Source organism: Bosea sp. RAC05 (assembly GCF_001713455.1).
Taxonomy (GTDB): Bacteria; Pseudomonadota; Alphaproteobacteria; order Rhizobiales; family Beijerinckiaceae; genus Allobosea.
The window spans coordinates 61,044-76,597 of the sequence record NZ_CP016463.1 but is presented as its reverse complement, the minus strand read 5'-3'; the positions used below and the strand labels follow the sequence as shown (position 1 = coordinate 76,597).

At 61.9% G+C, this 15,554-nt stretch carries 16 protein-coding genes and 1 tRNA gene; 10 read left to right on the top strand and 7 right to left on the bottom strand.

The genetic code is table 11. The features are described from left to right. Positions 1-5: 5 nt before the first annotated feature. On the top strand, positions 6-935 hold the full coding sequence (locus BSY19_RS00415; RefSeq protein WP_069052336.1) for a hypothetical protein: 930 nt from the start codon (positions 6-8) through the stop codon (positions 933-935). On the opposite strand, the gene BSY19_RS00410 is transcribed toward BSY19_RS00415, so the two are convergent. Beyond that, the gene (locus BSY19_RS00410) at positions 901-3,219 is read right to left on the bottom strand and encodes a hypothetical protein (protein ID WP_069052335.1); all 2,319 of its coding nucleotides are present in this window, start codon (positions 3,217-3,219) and stop codon (positions 901-903) included. The two genes, BSY19_RS00415 and BSY19_RS00410, sit on opposite strands and share 35 nt — an antisense overlap. 294 nt (positions 3,220-3,513) lie before the next feature. On the opposite strand from BSY19_RS00410, the gene BSY19_RS26805 reads away from it, so the two are divergent. Beyond that, the gene (locus BSY19_RS26805; protein ID WP_236840354.1) at positions 3,514-4,533 is read left to right on the top strand and encodes an RNA ligase family protein; all 1,020 of its coding nucleotides are present in this window, start codon (positions 3,514-3,516) and stop codon (positions 4,531-4,533) included. 117 nt (positions 4,534-4,650) lie between these two features. Next, a complete protein-coding gene (locus BSY19_RS00400; RefSeq protein ID WP_069052334.1) occupies positions 4,651-4,968 on the top strand; it encodes a hypothetical protein in 318 nt (105 codons plus the stop codon). Between the two features lie 86 nt (positions 4,969-5,054). Here BSY19_RS00400 and BSY19_RS00395 read toward each other — a convergent pair whose 3' ends face one another. After that, positions 5,055-5,762: a hypothetical protein gene (locus BSY19_RS00395; RefSeq protein WP_069052333.1), complete on the bottom strand. Its 708-nt coding sequence runs from the start codon at positions 5,760-5,762 to the stop codon at positions 5,055-5,057. A gap of 185 nt (positions 5,763-5,947) precedes the next feature. On the opposite strand from BSY19_RS00395, the gene BSY19_RS00390 reads away from it, so the two are divergent. The 6 genes from BSY19_RS00390 to BSY19_RS26800 all read left to right on the top strand — a co-directional run bounded on the left by BSY19_RS00390 (position 5,948) and on the right by BSY19_RS26800 (position 9,829). After that, positions 5,948-6,616, top strand: coding sequence for a hypothetical protein (locus BSY19_RS00390; protein ID WP_210184375.1), 669 nt, complete (start codon positions 5,948-5,950; stop codon positions 6,614-6,616). Between the two features lie 82 nt (positions 6,617-6,698). Continuing rightward, positions 6,699-7,850, top strand: coding sequence for a hypothetical protein (locus BSY19_RS00385; protein ID WP_069052331.1), 1,152 nt, complete (start codon positions 6,699-6,701; stop codon positions 7,848-7,850). 115 nt (positions 7,851-7,965) lie between these two features. Continuing rightward, positions 7,966-8,613: a DsbA family protein gene (locus tag BSY19_RS00380; RefSeq protein ID WP_069052330.1), complete on the top strand. Its 648-nt coding sequence runs from the start codon at positions 7,966-7,968 to the stop codon at positions 8,611-8,613. 84 nt (positions 8,614-8,697) lie between these two features. Continuing rightward, a tRNA-Ile gene (locus tag BSY19_RS00375) sits at positions 8,698-8,775 on the top strand. A gap of 132 nt (positions 8,776-8,907) precedes the next feature. Further along, a complete protein-coding gene (locus BSY19_RS00370; protein WP_069052329.1) occupies positions 8,908-9,237 on the top strand; it encodes an aminoacyl-tRNA hydrolase in 330 nt (109 codons plus the stop codon). A gap of 13 nt (positions 9,238-9,250) precedes the next feature. Then, positions 9,251-9,829 carry a hypothetical protein gene (locus BSY19_RS26800; protein WP_236840353.1) on the top strand — a complete coding sequence of 193 codons (579 nt, stop codon included), beginning with the start codon at positions 9,251-9,253 and terminating at the stop codon, positions 9,827-9,829. Between the two features lie 56 nt (positions 9,830-9,885). Here BSY19_RS26800 and BSY19_RS27235 read toward each other — a convergent pair whose 3' ends face one another. The 3 genes from BSY19_RS27235 to BSY19_RS00355 form a co-directional block, all read right to left on the bottom strand. Continuing rightward, positions 9,886-10,359, bottom strand: coding sequence for a hypothetical protein (locus tag BSY19_RS27235; RefSeq protein ID WP_150129324.1), 474 nt, complete (start codon positions 10,357-10,359; stop codon positions 9,886-9,888). 125 nt (positions 10,360-10,484) lie between these two features. Continuing rightward, complete coding sequence (locus BSY19_RS00360; RefSeq protein WP_069052328.1) at positions 10,485-11,450, bottom strand: S1 family peptidase; 966 nt, start codon at positions 11,448-11,450, stop codon at positions 10,485-10,487. Between the two features lie 15 nt (positions 11,451-11,465). Beyond that, a complete protein-coding gene (locus BSY19_RS00355) occupies positions 11,466-11,825 on the bottom strand; it encodes a hypothetical protein (RefSeq protein ID WP_150129323.1) in 360 nt (119 codons plus the stop codon). A 240-nt stretch (positions 11,826-12,065) separates the two neighbouring features. Between BSY19_RS00355 and BSY19_RS00350 the strand changes: the two genes are divergently transcribed. Beyond that, positions 12,066-13,289, top strand: a complete 1,224-nt coding sequence (locus BSY19_RS00350; protein ID WP_069052326.1) for an RNA-guided endonuclease InsQ/TnpB family protein — start codon at positions 12,066-12,068, stop codon at positions 13,287-13,289. Between the two features lie 55 nt (positions 13,290-13,344). Here the strand turns inward: BSY19_RS00350 and BSY19_RS00345 are convergent, their stop codons facing one another. Together BSY19_RS00345 and BSY19_RS27230 are read right to left on the bottom strand one after the other, a co-directional pair. After that, positions 13,345-14,397 (bottom strand): hypothetical protein, encoded by a 1,053-nt coding sequence (locus tag BSY19_RS00345; protein ID WP_150129322.1) that lies wholly within the window; start codon positions 14,395-14,397, stop codon positions 13,345-13,347. Then, positions 14,394-15,434 carry a hypothetical protein gene (locus tag BSY19_RS27230; protein WP_150129321.1) on the bottom strand — a complete coding sequence of 347 codons (1,041 nt, stop codon included), beginning with the start codon at positions 15,432-15,434 and terminating at the stop codon, positions 14,394-14,396. The genes BSY19_RS00345 and BSY19_RS27230 overlap by 4 nt, the downstream gene beginning before the upstream one ends. Between the last annotated feature and the right edge of the window lie 120 nt (positions 15,435-15,554).

The following is a 15,554-nucleotide window of genomic DNA, read 5'->3' as shown; positions in this document are numbered from 1 at the left end:
TGCCTATGAAGCCGATCATCCCCACGGTTCCTGCCTGGTCTGCTCTTGAACTGCGCTCTGTCGAGCCGAGTTACACGCGGGAGCCCCTGGCGCCGACGCGCGCCGATCTGCGCAACCTGGGCTGCTCTGAGGAGACTATCGAGCATCTGTTTCCGAACCCGAAGACGGAAGGCGTCTTTCTCGATCCATCCGAGTGGTTCTGGAAAGATCGAGCCTGGTTCAAGCATACGCCGCCCGACGTGATGGCCGACATCGCGCGCATCTCTGGCGGCTTCTTCAGCGATCTGTCTCTGACCGATCAGGCTCAATTGCTTGGCGTCGAAATCAGAACGATCCCTGGCGAGCGAGTGCGCGGTGAGAGGGGCAAGTGGCGCTCTGCCGCCGGCCTTGCCGTCGATATCGAGGAGTTTGCGCTGGAGGCCCTGTTGCAGCCCGGTGAACGAGGCACCTGGAACGAGGGCAAGTCCCTCAACGCCTTTCACCTCCTCACTGCCAAGGTCTTCGAGAAGATGCATGGGCACTGGATTGGCTTCGAGGAGACCAATCGGCGCCCCTACACCGCGTCTGCAGCCTACACGCAGAAGGTCCTGGCCGCAGCCCGAAGCGTTCTTGACGATCCCCGAAGCGTCTACTTCAAGCTGCAGAGCTATTTCGACCACCTGATGAAGGCGCCGATCAGCGAGGTCGAGCGCTTCATCGATGTGGCAGGACCCGAGCACATCCTGCGCGTCCTGGATCATGGTTACACCAACGGCACCAGATCGATGTCGGGTCACCCGGACATCACGATCCGGGGCGAAGGGCTGCGGTTTATCGAGGTCAAGCATCGCGACCGGCTCCACGGCAATCAGGCCGATTGGATTCTGAGTGTCGCGAAGCCGCTGGGACTCGATGTCGAGATCATTCGTGTGGCTGACGAGAAAGGTCCTCGTTGATGTCATCGGCAATCGCCGCAATCATCGCAGCCGCTTCATAGAGGCGCATTTTGCGACCGACCGGCATCCGCATGCCGATCTCACCATCCGCGAACGCTTCAAGGGGTTCCTTCATACCGGCGAAGTAGATGTCGGAATCATAAAGCGCCGGCCCTGGTGTAGATCCGCCTGGGAATTTGGCTCCCAGTTTGAGAGCAAGCCTCTGCGCGACGAAGCGCACCACAGGGATGACATCTTTGGGATCATCCTCACCGACATGTGTCACAGCCATCCGGCTCAAGAAGGTGGTCAGTGTGGTCAGGACGTCGCCCTCACCGAAACCACAGTCGAGATTGTCCGGAACGACGATGACGGGGTAACCATCGTCGCGGAAGTGTTCAGCTTCAGGGTCGACGATTTCGACCGCGTTCATCCATTCGTCCCCGGTCAGCTCGCTTCCGATCAACAACTTGACCAATGGTGGTGCGCCGGGGATCTCGGCAAACAGCATTGAGTACGGAACGACAGCCGCGTCTTTCACGCGGAAGCTCTCGCAAATGATACGTTTGAAGGCGTCCCTGCCGTTCGGCCGAGGCCGAGGACGCCGCCCTTTGAAAACGATGCCGGCGCCAGCGATCAGCATGGCATGCAACAGCGCACCGCCAATGTCGCCCATGTGAGGCAGCGGACCAATCCGCCTGGCATCGGGCAGAATCGACATGAGCTCTCCCGTCACTGAAGAGACCAACAGAGGCTCGACGTCACCCTCACCGGTGGTTCCCATCGCAAGCAGGAACGGCCACCGCGTCATGGATCCCTCTAGGTCATCGGGGTCGATCAGCACGGTGCGCTCGTCTGCCGATCCAGGCTTGACCAAGTCGACGATGTAAACTTGCTCGAAGTCAGGGCCCAAGTGATCCAACAGGGATTCGGCGAAGTCGGATTTGATCGGGACCGGGTTAGAGAGCGGATTGAAGATCACCGCAGGCTCGAAGATGGGGGCGCCATTCGCGCCTGGAACGATGATGTGGCAGGCCTCCCGGATCTCGAACCACTCAGGTGCCACGGCCTTCGAATATGACCGAAGTTGGTTGACGATATCGGTGATCACAGGGATACCGAACTTGCCGAGAAACGAACCGAAAGAGACGTCGATCTCAAGGCGCTTGCGCACCGATCCCGGCCTGTTGATGACGTTCCTGCACGTCTCCAGGACGAACAAGCCCAGCTCCTCGGCCATGTACCGGGCAACATCGCCGTCATTGACATCGCCCCATTCGTGATCGACCGCGATGGTCAGCTTGACGAGATCGAGCGGCCCGGTGGTGTCGAACGAGATGGCATGCCGGACGGAGTAGATCGCCTCGACATACTCCGCGTTATCGCCGCTGACGTTGATATTGAACCGGTTATCTGAAGCCGGAGGGATGCGGCTTGCCGGGTGGCCGAAATTCCATTCCGTTTTGATCGCGATCTCAGCGAACTCATCCGGCCCAACGAGACTCCTGCACTCGAAGTCGTCGTTCGCGGTGGTGACTTCGGGGGTCGTGGCGCCGAACTTGGTCGACCGGCTGTTCCATTCCATGGGCAATGTGGTCGAGGCCCCCAACGCGCGGAGCCGCAGCGATGCCGCATCGCTGGCGCCACTCGCCGGCCTCTGCCAGCTCTTGAAGCCGGCGGCACACAGGAACGGTCCGATCTGACGGATGCCCGTCTCGTGATTGGCCAAGGCGGCGCCGACGGCCTGTGCCATCATCATCAAGGGCTTGCCACCGCTGAACGAGTTTCCGAGCACGTGATGCTGGATCGGCGCGATCTTGATCCGCCCGAACACCCCTTGGGCGCCAATGCACCATTGGGTGTAGCAGTCCGCAATCATCTCGATCAGGACCGTCTCTGCAATCAGAATGTCCGTCTCGATGCTGTAATCCCCGAATCCATCGACGATCTCATGGTCGACTGAGAAGACCGACGGGTACGAGGCTTCGTCGAAGAAGATGTTGATGCGCCGGCGGATGATCATGCCCCAGGCCGGCAGGGAATTTGACTGGTCCAGAATGACAGTCGAGCATCCCGTCGCCAGCCCACGCATCGAGAAGCCGAAATGGGATATGGCCTCGTCGCTGCTCGACTGGAGGACCGACTGAATGGCTTCGATGTCCTCGTCGCTGACGATGTTGCCGAGAGGCCCGGAGGGCAGGATCACATTCGTTTCGAGTCGATTCGCCAGGTCCTCCGCCATCTTTTGGCGTGCGGAATGAGGCTCGAACGGAGTCGTCAGCGTGACCTGGATGGTGCCGGGCATATGATCTCACTCACTTCTGCGCTGGCGGATCAGGCCATGGCGCAAATCAATGATACACGTCTTCAGGCTTTGCTTATCGGACGGTTCGATGAGGCGCAACGATGGTTTGGCCGGTAGGTTAAGGATGGCGCACTAAGATCGATCGCATCAATCCACGCCGAGCATGGCCTGTTAATGAATTGATGGTATGCAAACATCCGAATCAATAGCGTGAATGTAATGGCCCAGCCAAAGCTCCTTTCCAGATCCGCCTTCAGCACCGAGACGCTCGCGCGCCTTGGTGGACGATGCTGCGTGCCCGGATGCAGCGAGCCGGCGGCCGATGCACATCACCTGATTGATCGGAGCCTGTTCCCCGATGGCGGGTATTATCTCGACAACGGCGCCCCGCTTTGCTCCCGGCACCACCTTGAGGCCGAGCGCACGACGCTTTCGCCTGACGAGTTGCGCGGCTGGACCGGCATCAAGCAGGTGATCCTGCCGCCCCAGTTCGAAGATGACGAGCGCATCGACAAATGGGGCAACCCGATCCTGGGCAACGGCACGCGTCTCAAGGGCGAGATGTTCTTCGACGAGCCCGTGCAGAAGGCGCTTGCTGCGGGCGGCGTCCTCGACCTGTTCCGCCCATATGTGAAGTACCCCAAGACCTGGCACATGGAGAGCTCGCCCGGTGTCGGCCGCGGCGATCGCGTCCTTCGCGATCTGTCGGCTTTCATCGGCCAGCGGGTCATCGGCACCGAGAAGCGCGATGGCGAGTGCACGACGATGTACCCCGACCACATCCATGCGCGCTCGCTCGATAGCCGGCATCATCCAAGCCGAGACTGGATCAAGGGGTTCTGGAACGCGATCAGATCCGACATCCCACACGACTTCCGGGTTTGCGGTGAGAACACCTATGCGGTCCACTCGATCCGTTACGAGGCGTTGCCGACTTGGTTTGAAGGCTTCTCGGTTTGGAATGAGCGCAACGAGGCGCTGTCATGGGACGAGACGCTGGAATACTTCGACCTGATCGGCAGCTCGTCGGGCCTCTCCATCACGCCCGTTCCGGTCTTCTATGACGGCATCTTCGACCTCGATGCGATCCATGAAGCCTGGGAGAAGCTCCTGGCGGCGGATCGGGCACAAGCGGCTTTGACCGGCCAGCCGGTCCAGGCCCGCGAGGGCTATGTCGTGCGCACCGCCGCAGGCTTCAGGTACCGGGACTTCCGCAATCATGTCGCGAAGTGGGTGCGGGCCGGTCACGTCCAGACGGATTCGCACTGGATGCATGGAGAGATCGTTCCGAACGGGATACAGAGAAGCGGCTGAAGCCGTCGGCGACGTAGCGCGAGCGCAACAGCCCGGATCGGCATTGTTGGGTGGAGCTGGTCCCTCTTGCCAGCAAGGCATCCGGCTGCGAGGTTTTTCGCGTTACCGGGGGACGGAATGCACGACATTGCCAATCAGATCGTCCTGCCCGTCGTGGTTATCCTGACGCTGTGCATGCTCGCGCTCAACGTGATTGCCTTCCACCGGCTCGGCCTGATCTCGCGCGATTTGCGCTGGATGAGAGTGAAACTGCTCGATCTGGAGCGCCTCGTCGCCAAGGATCCACCGCTGATGATGCCCTCGGGCAGGGCCGACAAAGCGCCGCCGGACGTCATCGTCGTCGACGAGCAGGCTGCCAGAGCATTGGATGCAGCCGCAAAAGCTCCGACCGACGGCTCCGTGATCTACCTGACGCCTGGCAGACGCCGCCCATAAGGACGAGCAACGCAGCAAACGTCCATACCGGCTGGGGTGGCTCCGTTGCAGTTCTAAGCTGTCGTGCACTCCAGATGACTGCCGCGTCACCGGCGACGCGCTGAGAGGCAACTCCAGAGCTTGCTGAGCGGCTGATCCGATGACGCAAATTCGATATTCTCGCCCTCGACGAGGGGCTTGTAGATAAGCGAGAAATTCAAGTCCCCGACAATCTGGGCCCAGGCTTCTGTTGCGGCCTTGTATTGATCGTCTGCCTTCGCCTCAACGGGGCTCATCTTCATCAAAACCCACTCGCCGCTTGGGACGAGGTCCTTTTGTGAGCCGTCAGAATTCACATTCGCGAGCGGTCGATAGCTTTGCTCGACCAAGCTTAGTGACCTCAACTGGGCTGCATAGCTATCCGACACGCTGCGCATGATAGCATCGAACTCGCCTGCCCAATTGAGCCGGTCCGACGAGATCGTGCACTTGCCACGAAATTCGATGGCAACACTCACGATCTCAGCCGGTCCCGATCCCGTGTTCATGATCGAGATCTTCCCTTCGCTAAATTCGGTTTTCCCGAATAGCCGGGGGCGCATTGAAGCTGCCTTATATTTGGACTCCATTGCCAATGCCGCACTAGCAATCTCGATAGCTCTGTAGGAAAAATAGCCGGATGTGGCGGCCGAAATCAGGGCTACCGGCAGTGTCAGCACCTGCGCGATGTATGACAGATCGGCCCAGCGACTGCCCGCCGTCTTTTTCAACGGCTCCCTATTCAGCCGCTTGTTTTTGAAGACGGATGAAAACATACCACCTCTCTCTTGGCTCGGACCGTTTCGCACTCAATAACAGAGCCCGATTTCCATCTCCAAGCCCGTGCCTGCCCCCCCCGGCAGACGCCGCCCGCAGGGAAGGGAAGCCTGAGCAGTTTCTGACTGCGACGAAGTTCTTGCCTGCAGGCCGAAATGCTATTCTGGTGCAGAAGGAGCTTCACATGTCGGGATCCAGGCTTGCCTCGTCCGTTCCTCGTAGAGGCCCGCCCACTCCGGAAGCCGCAATGGCGGCATGCCGCGCCATGGAGGCGAAACGCCCCACCATCCCGCGACCGTATGCCCGTGAGCTCGACGACCAGATCCCAGCCATTTACTGGGACGAGATCATGCCATCGGTGCAAGCCGTCCGCGAACTGATCCCGGATCGGTATCGCGAGCTGTTCGAAAGCCGCGTCAGAATGCTCGATTTCTACCTGAACTGCGGGATCAACGCGGTCAGGGACGATGGTTTCCCCGACGAGGCGCAGATCATGTCCGGCATCCTGTGCCTGTCCTGGGCTCACACGATGTTTCGCCCCATCGCGAGGTCCAGCGAGCCGACGATGCTCGATCTCGTCAATTCGCTTCCGAGCGGAATGAGCCGGGAGCATGTGTGCGGTGCGTTGGGAAATGCGCTGGATTCTCTCGATCTCTTCCAGGAGGAGACTGCAGAGCGCCGTCACATGGAAAACGTGATCCAGTTTCTCGGCACGACCCTCATCATGTTGATCCCGAGCAGCTCTGGCCTGAAGGGCGACAATGTGCACGCGACCCTGAGCCGGTACCGGGCGCACCGCGACGCCCGCCTCACTCCGGAGCTCGAACTGGAAAGCTCTGCGCCGCGCTTCTGATGGTGGATACCAATGGTGCAGTCGTTGCGACTTTCACTGCCGCGGCTGACGATCATGCATCGTCACCGGTGGCTGGGCTGTCATGGATCGCGTCAAGTTCTCTGTCCCGTTCGTCTATGAGATCGGCGTCCAGAAGCCTCGAGGCCGCACCATTCAGAACATCCAGGTGCTCGACCATGTCGATGTCGAGTGCCTGCGGCTGTCCTCAGACGAGGCGCCGATCGCGATCCGGGCTGTTGACCCTGTCGCCAACAAAACGGCGGAACGTCGCCTGTTCGACGACAAGCTCTACCGGATGACCAGCCCGAGCATGGGTTTCTGGGGTGCGGCCGATCACAGTGCCATCGAGCATCAGCTCGGCATCCGCTGGCAAGATGGCATGACATCAGGCTGCGTCGGGCGCAGAATGAATTACAGCGCCAACACGCACACGCTTTTGTCCCGCCTGACCTACGACACCCTCTGGGACAAGCCCAAGAAGGAAGCGATGCCGCTACCGGTGGTCTCCGACACGATCGTGCGGGACAACCGAGACGAGGTGGCTGCCCAGGTCGTCAGCATCATGAGCAAGCTCGTCTTCGTCGACGACATTCTTCACGAAGAGTGCCATGCGCCTGCTGTCAGCCTTCAGCGCATGGGCTCCGCCTTCACCGACCCGACCAAGGACGATGGATCCATCACGGCCAGCCTGCTCGATGGATGCCTGCTCCCGTTTGATCGGGGTGCCTGCTTCGACGTCACGCGACATGACATCGCCGCGGTCGTTGCGGAGCACACAGCATCCCTGTTCGACAAGCTGCGACCGAGCCGGCGCATCGCAGTCCGGAACATGCAGCTGGAAATCGAGCGCTTCGACGCGAAGTCGCCATTGTACCCGGAAGCCCGCGGGAATGCCCTCGAAGGCGCCCTGACCATGATCACGATGGTTTCCGATGGGATCGGCATCCTCCCGAACAACACCCGCTCTGCTTGGCTCTCCAGCGAGCGGCTCACCGACCTGGTCCAGCTGACCCAGATCCGCGATGGCTGCCTGCAAGGCCGATACGGCACGCCGCGACAGCTGAGCGAGCTGCTGGGCACAATGCGGCGGCAGGAGCGCACCGCCCATTTCCCGGTGATGGATCGCCATGCGAACGCCGTGATGGAGATGATCGAGACCTCGATCAATGCGGCCGCTCCCGAGATCGACCTGTACGCCGACACCGAGGAGACGCTGTCGGCCCTTGTACCGTGACGTGAGTCGGGGATTGCCGGCCGCTCGCGAATGATTGAATTCGCAGTTCGTCTGATCTCGCAGCATAATCCTTTGGAATCGGACCAACCGATAACGCAACTGCCCAGGACCTCGCATGATCTCGACACGTTTCAGCCGGCGCCAGATCGTCGCCGGCATCGCCACCTCTGCTGCGGCCGCGCTGGCCCCGATATCATCGATCGCCCAGGACGCGAACGACATCCCTCTGGAGCGGCTGCTTTCAGCCGGCGGCCTGCCTGACCTCTGGATCGGCTCGCCCGATGCCAAGGTCACGATCGTCGAATACGCCTCGATGACCTGCACGCATTGCGCCCGGTTCCACAAGGAGACGATGCCGCACATCAAGCAGCTCATCGCCGGCGGGAGCTCGATCCGCTTCGTCCTGCGCGAATTCCCCCTCGATCCGCTCGCGACCGCGGCATTCATGCTGGCCAGGGCCGCCGGCCCCGAGCGGCGCGACGCTTTCGTGGATCTGCTCTTCGACCAGCAGTCGGTCTGGGCGTTCAACGGCCGGCCGCTCGAAACGCTGCCCGTCATCGCCCGGCAGGCCGGCATGTCCCAGGAGGCGTTCGATGCCGTCCTGAAGGACGAGGTCCTCTACAGCTCGATCAACAAGATGCGCGAGCAGGCGTCGACCGAGTTCAAGGTCAATGCGACCCCGACCTTCTTCATCAACGGCCGCCGGCGTGCCGGCATGATGACGGTGTCGGAGTTCGACGGCGTTGTCTCAGCCTTGCTGTAATCAGCCAGGTCCAGCTTAACCAAAGCGGTGGATTGGATGGATCAGGGATTGAATCCATCCGATTCGCCGCCTAGCTTGAAGCATGAGTGGTTAGCTCAGCGGTTAGAGCGACGAGCCTAATGAACTCGGCGGCCAGGGGTTCGATCCCCCTACCACTCGCCAAAACCCCAATCCCGGGGCCACAGAGGACGACGACCATGAACATCTCGCATTGACCTACCGCGGGTCGACCGCACCGCCGAACAGGCGGATGACAAGCTCTATCTCTACGCGCTGATCCGCGCCGATCTCGATATGCCCGCCGGGAAAATGTCATCCCAGGCCGGCCACGCGTACACAGACGCTCTGTGGAACGCCTTTGACCAAGATCCCGACCTCGCCCTTCGCTACAGGCGCGACGGTGTCGGTGGATCCAAGGTCACCCTCAAGGCCAAGAACGAAGCCGCCATCCTCCGTGCTCAGCGCGAGTGCGAAGAGGCCGGTATTCCGCACGCCTTGATCATCGATCGAGATCACATTCTGCCCCCGCACTTCACAGGCCAGCCCATCGTCACGGCGATCGGCATCGGCCCCAGCACGCGCGCAGAAGCCCGGCACATCACCAAGCGTTTCCAGGTCGCCTGAGGAGAGCACCACCATGACCACCATCACCAGTGTCTCCCTCGTGGAGAAGATGAAGTCCTGCGAGCAGATGCCCGGCCTGTCGGTCCTCGACCACGGCATCATGGTCCGCGACTACTACAAGGACCTGATCGGCCACATCCGTGAGGGAAACCCCCTCCAGTTCAGCTGGAGGCTTCCTGAGTGGATCACCGATCCGCGCCTGAAGCAGCGCCTGCTCTGCGATGAGCTGATGGCGACCTATCAGGTCTACCACGACTGCGGGAAGCCGTTCTGTCTCGTCATCGGCGAGGACGGGAAGCGTCACTTCCCCAACCACGCCCAGGTCTCCAAGGACACTTGGCTCAGCCTGGGCGGGGATCCGCGCGTCGCCGACCTGATCGGCATGGACATGGATGCCCACCTCCTCAAGGACGACGGCGTTGCCGCCTTCGCCCAGCGGCCGCAGGCGGTGGCTCTGCTGCTGACGGCGCTCGCCGAGGTTCACGCCAATGCGACCATGTTCGGCGGGATCGAGTCGATCAGCTTCAAGCAGAAGTGGAAGACGCTTGATCGCCGCGGCAAAGCGGTCCTGAGGCACTATCCCGAAGATTGAACTCACCTGCCGTCAGCAACTTGCCCTGCGCCGCCTGTCGGGTGCGCAGGGCATTGTCATTTAGGAAGCGGCAACGCCGTGTCGCAGGCTTCCGGTTTCGGCGAGTAGGTTTTGCAGAAGCCGTTCAAAAGCAGCCTCATGTCCGAGCGCAGGATCGTGTTGGTCTCCGCCTGGGTGGCGATGAGCTTGTCGAAATCCATCATGCGCATGCACTCGGCGGCCGGCTGCGCATCGACCCGGATCGTGCAGATTTCTTCCTTTGATCGCCAAGGGGTGTTCGGGGGCGAGCCTGTACAAGTTTCCGGTGTGATACCGAATTCCGTGGCCCCCCTCGTTACGCCGCCGCCAAACCAACATTTTTCCTTATCCAGGGCAGCCATGCATTGAGAAACCTTTTGGGCTCGGCACTGGGCATCGACGACCGTGATCTTTCCGGACTGGGCCATGGCCACTCCGCCGGCTGCATAGCTCAACAGGATGGCGACTGCTGTGATCGCGCCGCGCGCTGTCCAGGCCAACGAAGTCCTCATCTGCCCCTCCCTGATGCCGCGTCCTGCACGCCAGGGCGCGATCCGGGCAGGCTATATCGCCGCGGCGTCAGAGCAAGGGTGGGTGTGATCATTAATCGGGCTGTGCGGCTGGCGACCGGCCGGCGTTACTCTAGCAGACCGCCTGGCGTGGTGGCCCTGACGACGGCCGGCTTGGTCTCGCAGGCTTCCTTCTCTACGCTATAGGGAAGGCCTGCCTTGTCGAGAAACGCGATGATGGCGCGCGACGACAGTGCATAGGACTGCTGCCCCCGCAGGAAGGTGTTCACGCCAACAACACCGCCGCAGGCGTCGACCAGCGGACCGCCCGAGTTGCCCTTGAACACCGCGGCCGCATGCCGGATCAGCTCTGTCCCCGATTGCGACAGCTCGATCGAGGCGCCCTGGCCCGACGTCAGGGTAAGGGAGGGGATGGTGAAGTCTCCGACCTGGGCCCGGCGCCAGAAGCCTTCTGGCCCGATCGCATTACCTGGAAACCCGGAGGCGACCATGGCGCCGGACGCCGCCGGCGGGGCGAACTTGAGCACCTCGACGCCCGCTGTATCGCTGACCCAGATCGCAGCGAGGTCTGGATCTCCTGGCGTGGATCCCGGTGTGATTGCTGCGATGCTGCCGACGAGGGGCAGGTTGGATTCGGTGCTCAGGATCATGATGCCGCCGGTAGCACTCTCGACGACGTGCCTGTTGGTGACCACCAGGTTGCGGCCGATCCAAAAGCCAGAGCCCTCGGCGACGCCCCTGGCGTTCCTGGCCAGAACCATGACGGTCGCCTTGCGCAGCCGGGCCGGCAGATCCCCTGTTGCTGCTCCAGCAAGGGGAACCGGCCCATAGCGAAACTGGCTCATCCTTGAGGTTGCGACCAGGTCGACGTCGCGGGCGGAGAGCTTGGTGCCCTTCAGCTCATAGGCCAGATAATCACGGTCCGACTGAGTCAGCGAAGACAGCTTGCACGCTTTGGCCCGCTGCAGGCACGGCATCAGCAGCTGCCGATACGCTTCCAGGGGCGGCATCTCGGCAGCCACCGGAGTGGCCAGCAGACTTCCAGCGATCAGGGCAAGCAGCGATGGCTTCATGATGGAGTCCCCGCCCTAGACCGCGGGCGCGGCGCTGGCTGTAGGCTCGGCATGGCCCAGTGCGACTTCGAGCTGCGAGAACCACGCTTCCAGCCGGGCCCAGTCGGCTTCGGCCAGCTGATCTTGCGGAGCGTGGATATCGGCGATGGCGGCCCACATACTGGCCCAGATTGGTTTGCGATCGCGCTCTGGGATCTTGGATACGAAGCTGCTGGCTGGCGCACCATTGATCGCCGCGTCGATCTCTTTGAGCAGGATGTCGGGACGATCGCCCAGTCCGGACATCGTCACGTCGTCGATCTCGTGCAGCGTATGAAGCAGGCAGCCCAGGACGATCTCCATCTCCTCGCTCGTGAAGGCGTCGAGATCGATCACGGACGGGCCTGCGTCCTGGGATGCGGTGTTCATAGCGAGGCCTCGAAGACAGATGATTGCGACGAAGGATTCGACGATCGGTTCATGCTCGGGCCGGGCTCCTCGTCGTGCAAGCACTTTGGCGGTGGCGCGACGAGGAGCCCGATGTCGACTTACAGCGGTTCTTCGTCATTCGAGGTTGACGGGCGCCCAAACCCGGGCAAGGTTTGAGGCGAACGTTACAGGAACGTCCTCTCTCCGATGCTGCTGACCTACCGCTACAAGCTCAAGCCGACCAAGGCGCAATATGCGGCGTTGGATCGGCTGCTGGAGGCGCAGCGTCTGCTCTACAACGCGGCGCTGCAGGAGCGCATCGAAGCGTGGCGCAAGGCTGGAAAGTCGATCTCGAAGATCGATCAGAACAAGTCTCTGACGCAAATCCGCAGCTTCGACGAAGGCTACGCCTCCATGCCCGTGGCATTGTCGCGCTGGTCGCTCGCGAGGCTCGACGACGCCATGGCTGGCTTCTTCTCGCGAGTGAAGCGCGGCCAGAGCCCAGGATTTCCCAGGTTCAAGCCTCTGTCGCGGTGGAGCAGCTTCGGCTTTGTCGAGTTCAAGGGGATCCGTCTGCGCGAGGGGAGGCTGCTGTTCAGCCCGATCGTCGGAGGACTGAAGCTCAACCTGCACCGGCCGGTCCAGGAAGGATCGTCGATTAAGTCATGCACCTTCACTCGCCGTGGCCGGCACTGGTGGATCACCATGGCCGTCGATGTAGCGGTCGTGGCGGGCCATGATGCTCCTGCGGCAGCCGTGGGCATCGATGTCGGCGTGGCGCATCTCGCCACGACGTCTGCCGGCGAGCACTTCCAGAACGCCAGGCCGCGCAGCCGACGTGAGCGGGAGCTTCGCGTCGCGGCTCGGGCGCTCGCCCGCTGCAAGCGCGGATCCAAGCGCAGGCGAAAGGTTCGTGCCCGCCTTGCGCTGCTGCAGCTCCGAGTGAAAGCGGCCCGCAACACTCACCTCCACCAAGTCTCGGCCGAGCTGACGAGGCGCTACGCCTTCATCGCGGTGGAGGACCTGAAGCTCAGGAACATGACCAGGTCGGCCGCTGGGACGGTCGAAGCTCCTGGCAAGAACGTCCGGCAGAAAGTCGGGCTCAACCGGTCGCTGCTCGATGCGGCGCCAGGGCGTCTGATCCAACTGCTGACCTACAAGGCTGAAAGAGCCGGTGGGCTGGTGGTGAAGGTCGATCCGCGTGGCACCTCGCAGGAGTGCTCCTCCTGCGGCGTGACGGTCGAGAAGAAGCTCTCCATGCGGGTGCATCGCTGCTCCTGCGGGACTGTGCTCGACCGGGACCACAACGCGGCGCTGAATATCCTCAATCGCGCGCTCGTCGCGCACGGGCGGGCTAAACCGCCTGGAGACGCCAACGTGGGGCATCAGCCCGTGCGTCGTCTCGGAACCGCGGTCGCCAAAGCCGCGTAAGCGGCTGAAGCTCCCGTAACCCGTCCCTGGATCAACCTCCAATGACGGATAGCCCTTACAGCCCCAACGCGGACAGGCTCTCATCCTGGTCGGGCTCGGGAGCGGGCGGACATCTCTCGAAATCGCGCGCAGAGGTCACGCAAGCTCGGGTGAGGGCGTTCGCGCGGCAAACCCGGGCATAGATACGCTCGGGCATGGACGGCATGTCGAACCGGCTCTCCACGACCTGATCAAGCTGATCGAGAGCTGTGTGGACGGCCGACTGGTCATCGCGGCGCAATCGATCAGCCAGATTGAGCAGGCGGGCATAGGTCGCCATGCCGTCACCAGTGAGGTCGGCGAACACCTCCTCGATCGTGCTCAGCATCAGGCGAATGCCGGCCAGCGTCGACGGAACCGCTTCCTTCGATCTGTCGAGCAGATGCTGCGCAGGCGAGGTCACGAAGTGGAAGTCCACCTTGCCTTCAATCTTGATCCCGAATTCGGTGGCGATACGCCTGGCGTCCTGCACGCGATCAAGCCCGAACCTGAAAGACCTTTCTCCGTGATGGCTCTGAAAGGCCGATAGCCTGCCGCCATCCGTGCGCCAGACCTCCAGCGACATGATCGGCATCTCGGACTTGCGACAGAGACCGCCTCCGATAAACGCCATGCCTCCGAAGATCTCGCGAGCACGCTCGATCGATGCCTCACGGAAATCGGCTGTCACCGCTGTGAGATCGAGCGGCAGGAAATCCCTGATCGGCCCGACATTGTCACCCGACCAAAGCGGCTCGCTATAGCTGATGCGAAGCTCCGAGAGCGCGCCCGCCCTGTCCATGAAGTCGTGCCTGGCCTGGTCGATGTTCTTGATCGAGAGCCCACGGCGATACGAATTGGCGCCGACAAGCTCGTAGAACTCGTCCCTCCACTGGTAGCGGAGGAGGTGATCTTCGCCATGGCTGTTTTTGACGACGGCATGGACTGCCGTGGTCGCCTCACCGAAATCGACAATGGGGATGTCGACCTGGATGATCTCCTCCAGCATGTAGACCTGGGAATTGCGCGAGCGCTTCGGGATGCCATGCACAGCGTAGGGCACGCGAACATCGAACGTCATTGTCGTCATGGCCGGAACCCCGCGGTCGCGGCAGGAGCGCCGACGGACCGAGACATCGTTAGCGCCGCGACCCCGATCGTGACGGCCTTGTTCATGCGCCGAATGCGCGTGTCGGTGATGTCGGGGACCAGGAAGTCTTCATCACTCATCTGCCGCATCTGGCGGATCAGGACGCCTGCCGCGTCCTCGTCACCCGCCAAGGCCAAATCGCGCAGCCGACACATCTCGACGATCCGTCCGATCTCCCCAGCCGGCATCCGGTCGGCGACCTCCTTCATCGTATTGAGCATCATGCGCAGCGCCGCGGCTGCGTTGATGCCCTTCTCGTTGATCAGAAGGTCATCGCCCTCAAAACGATCGACCGTCAGCCTGGTCAACTTGAGGTCGAGCAGGCGCTGGTCGTGTTTATCGATGTTGGCGAATTCCTGAGCGAATTTCAGCGCGTCGTCGCCGCGCGTCAGGGAGAAAGCGTAGTGGCCGGGCTCTGTTTCCGAGCCGTCCTCGAGGCTCAGGATCGAATGGCCCATGCGCGGTCCGCCCTGGTTGTGGGCGGGGTAGATCGGATGCTTGACCGACACGAAGGGCGGCCCGGCTCGCTCGTAGAGGACTCCGTCGCTCTTGAAGAAGTCTCGCTGAAGAGTCTCCTTCATCATGCCTTCGACCCGAGCGGCCAACGCCATATCCGGCCGGCGCTCGCCTGGCGGCAGCAATTTCCGACCTGACGTCACCGCCCACATCCCGGACTGCTGGAGACGCGAGAGAAGCCGATTTGGCAACAGAGAGCCGGGGGCTTCTTTGGCCGTGGGTGTCACTGGCCTGAAGAGCTGCCCGTCGTACCGGATGCGCGTAATCCGGACAGGATATGTCGCCCCTCCGACCGGCTCGACGACGGTGGCGGTCGCTGAAACGGCCAGCTCCGTGTCTCCCACAGAGACTTCTGGAACGTCCCCCTCGATGTCGAGGTGATGGAATGCGCCCGCATCGGGCCTCCCCGCCGAATCGAGCGGGGTAACCGTGAATTTCATTGCGGCTGGGCGTTTCGCCATCTTGTCCTCGTCAGCCAGTTCGGCTCGCTCGAACGGTAAGGGCCGGGCTGGAATACGACAACGGTGACACAAACATCGCAGCGCACAAAAATGTCAGGATAGGCACTTAAGCGAACTTGC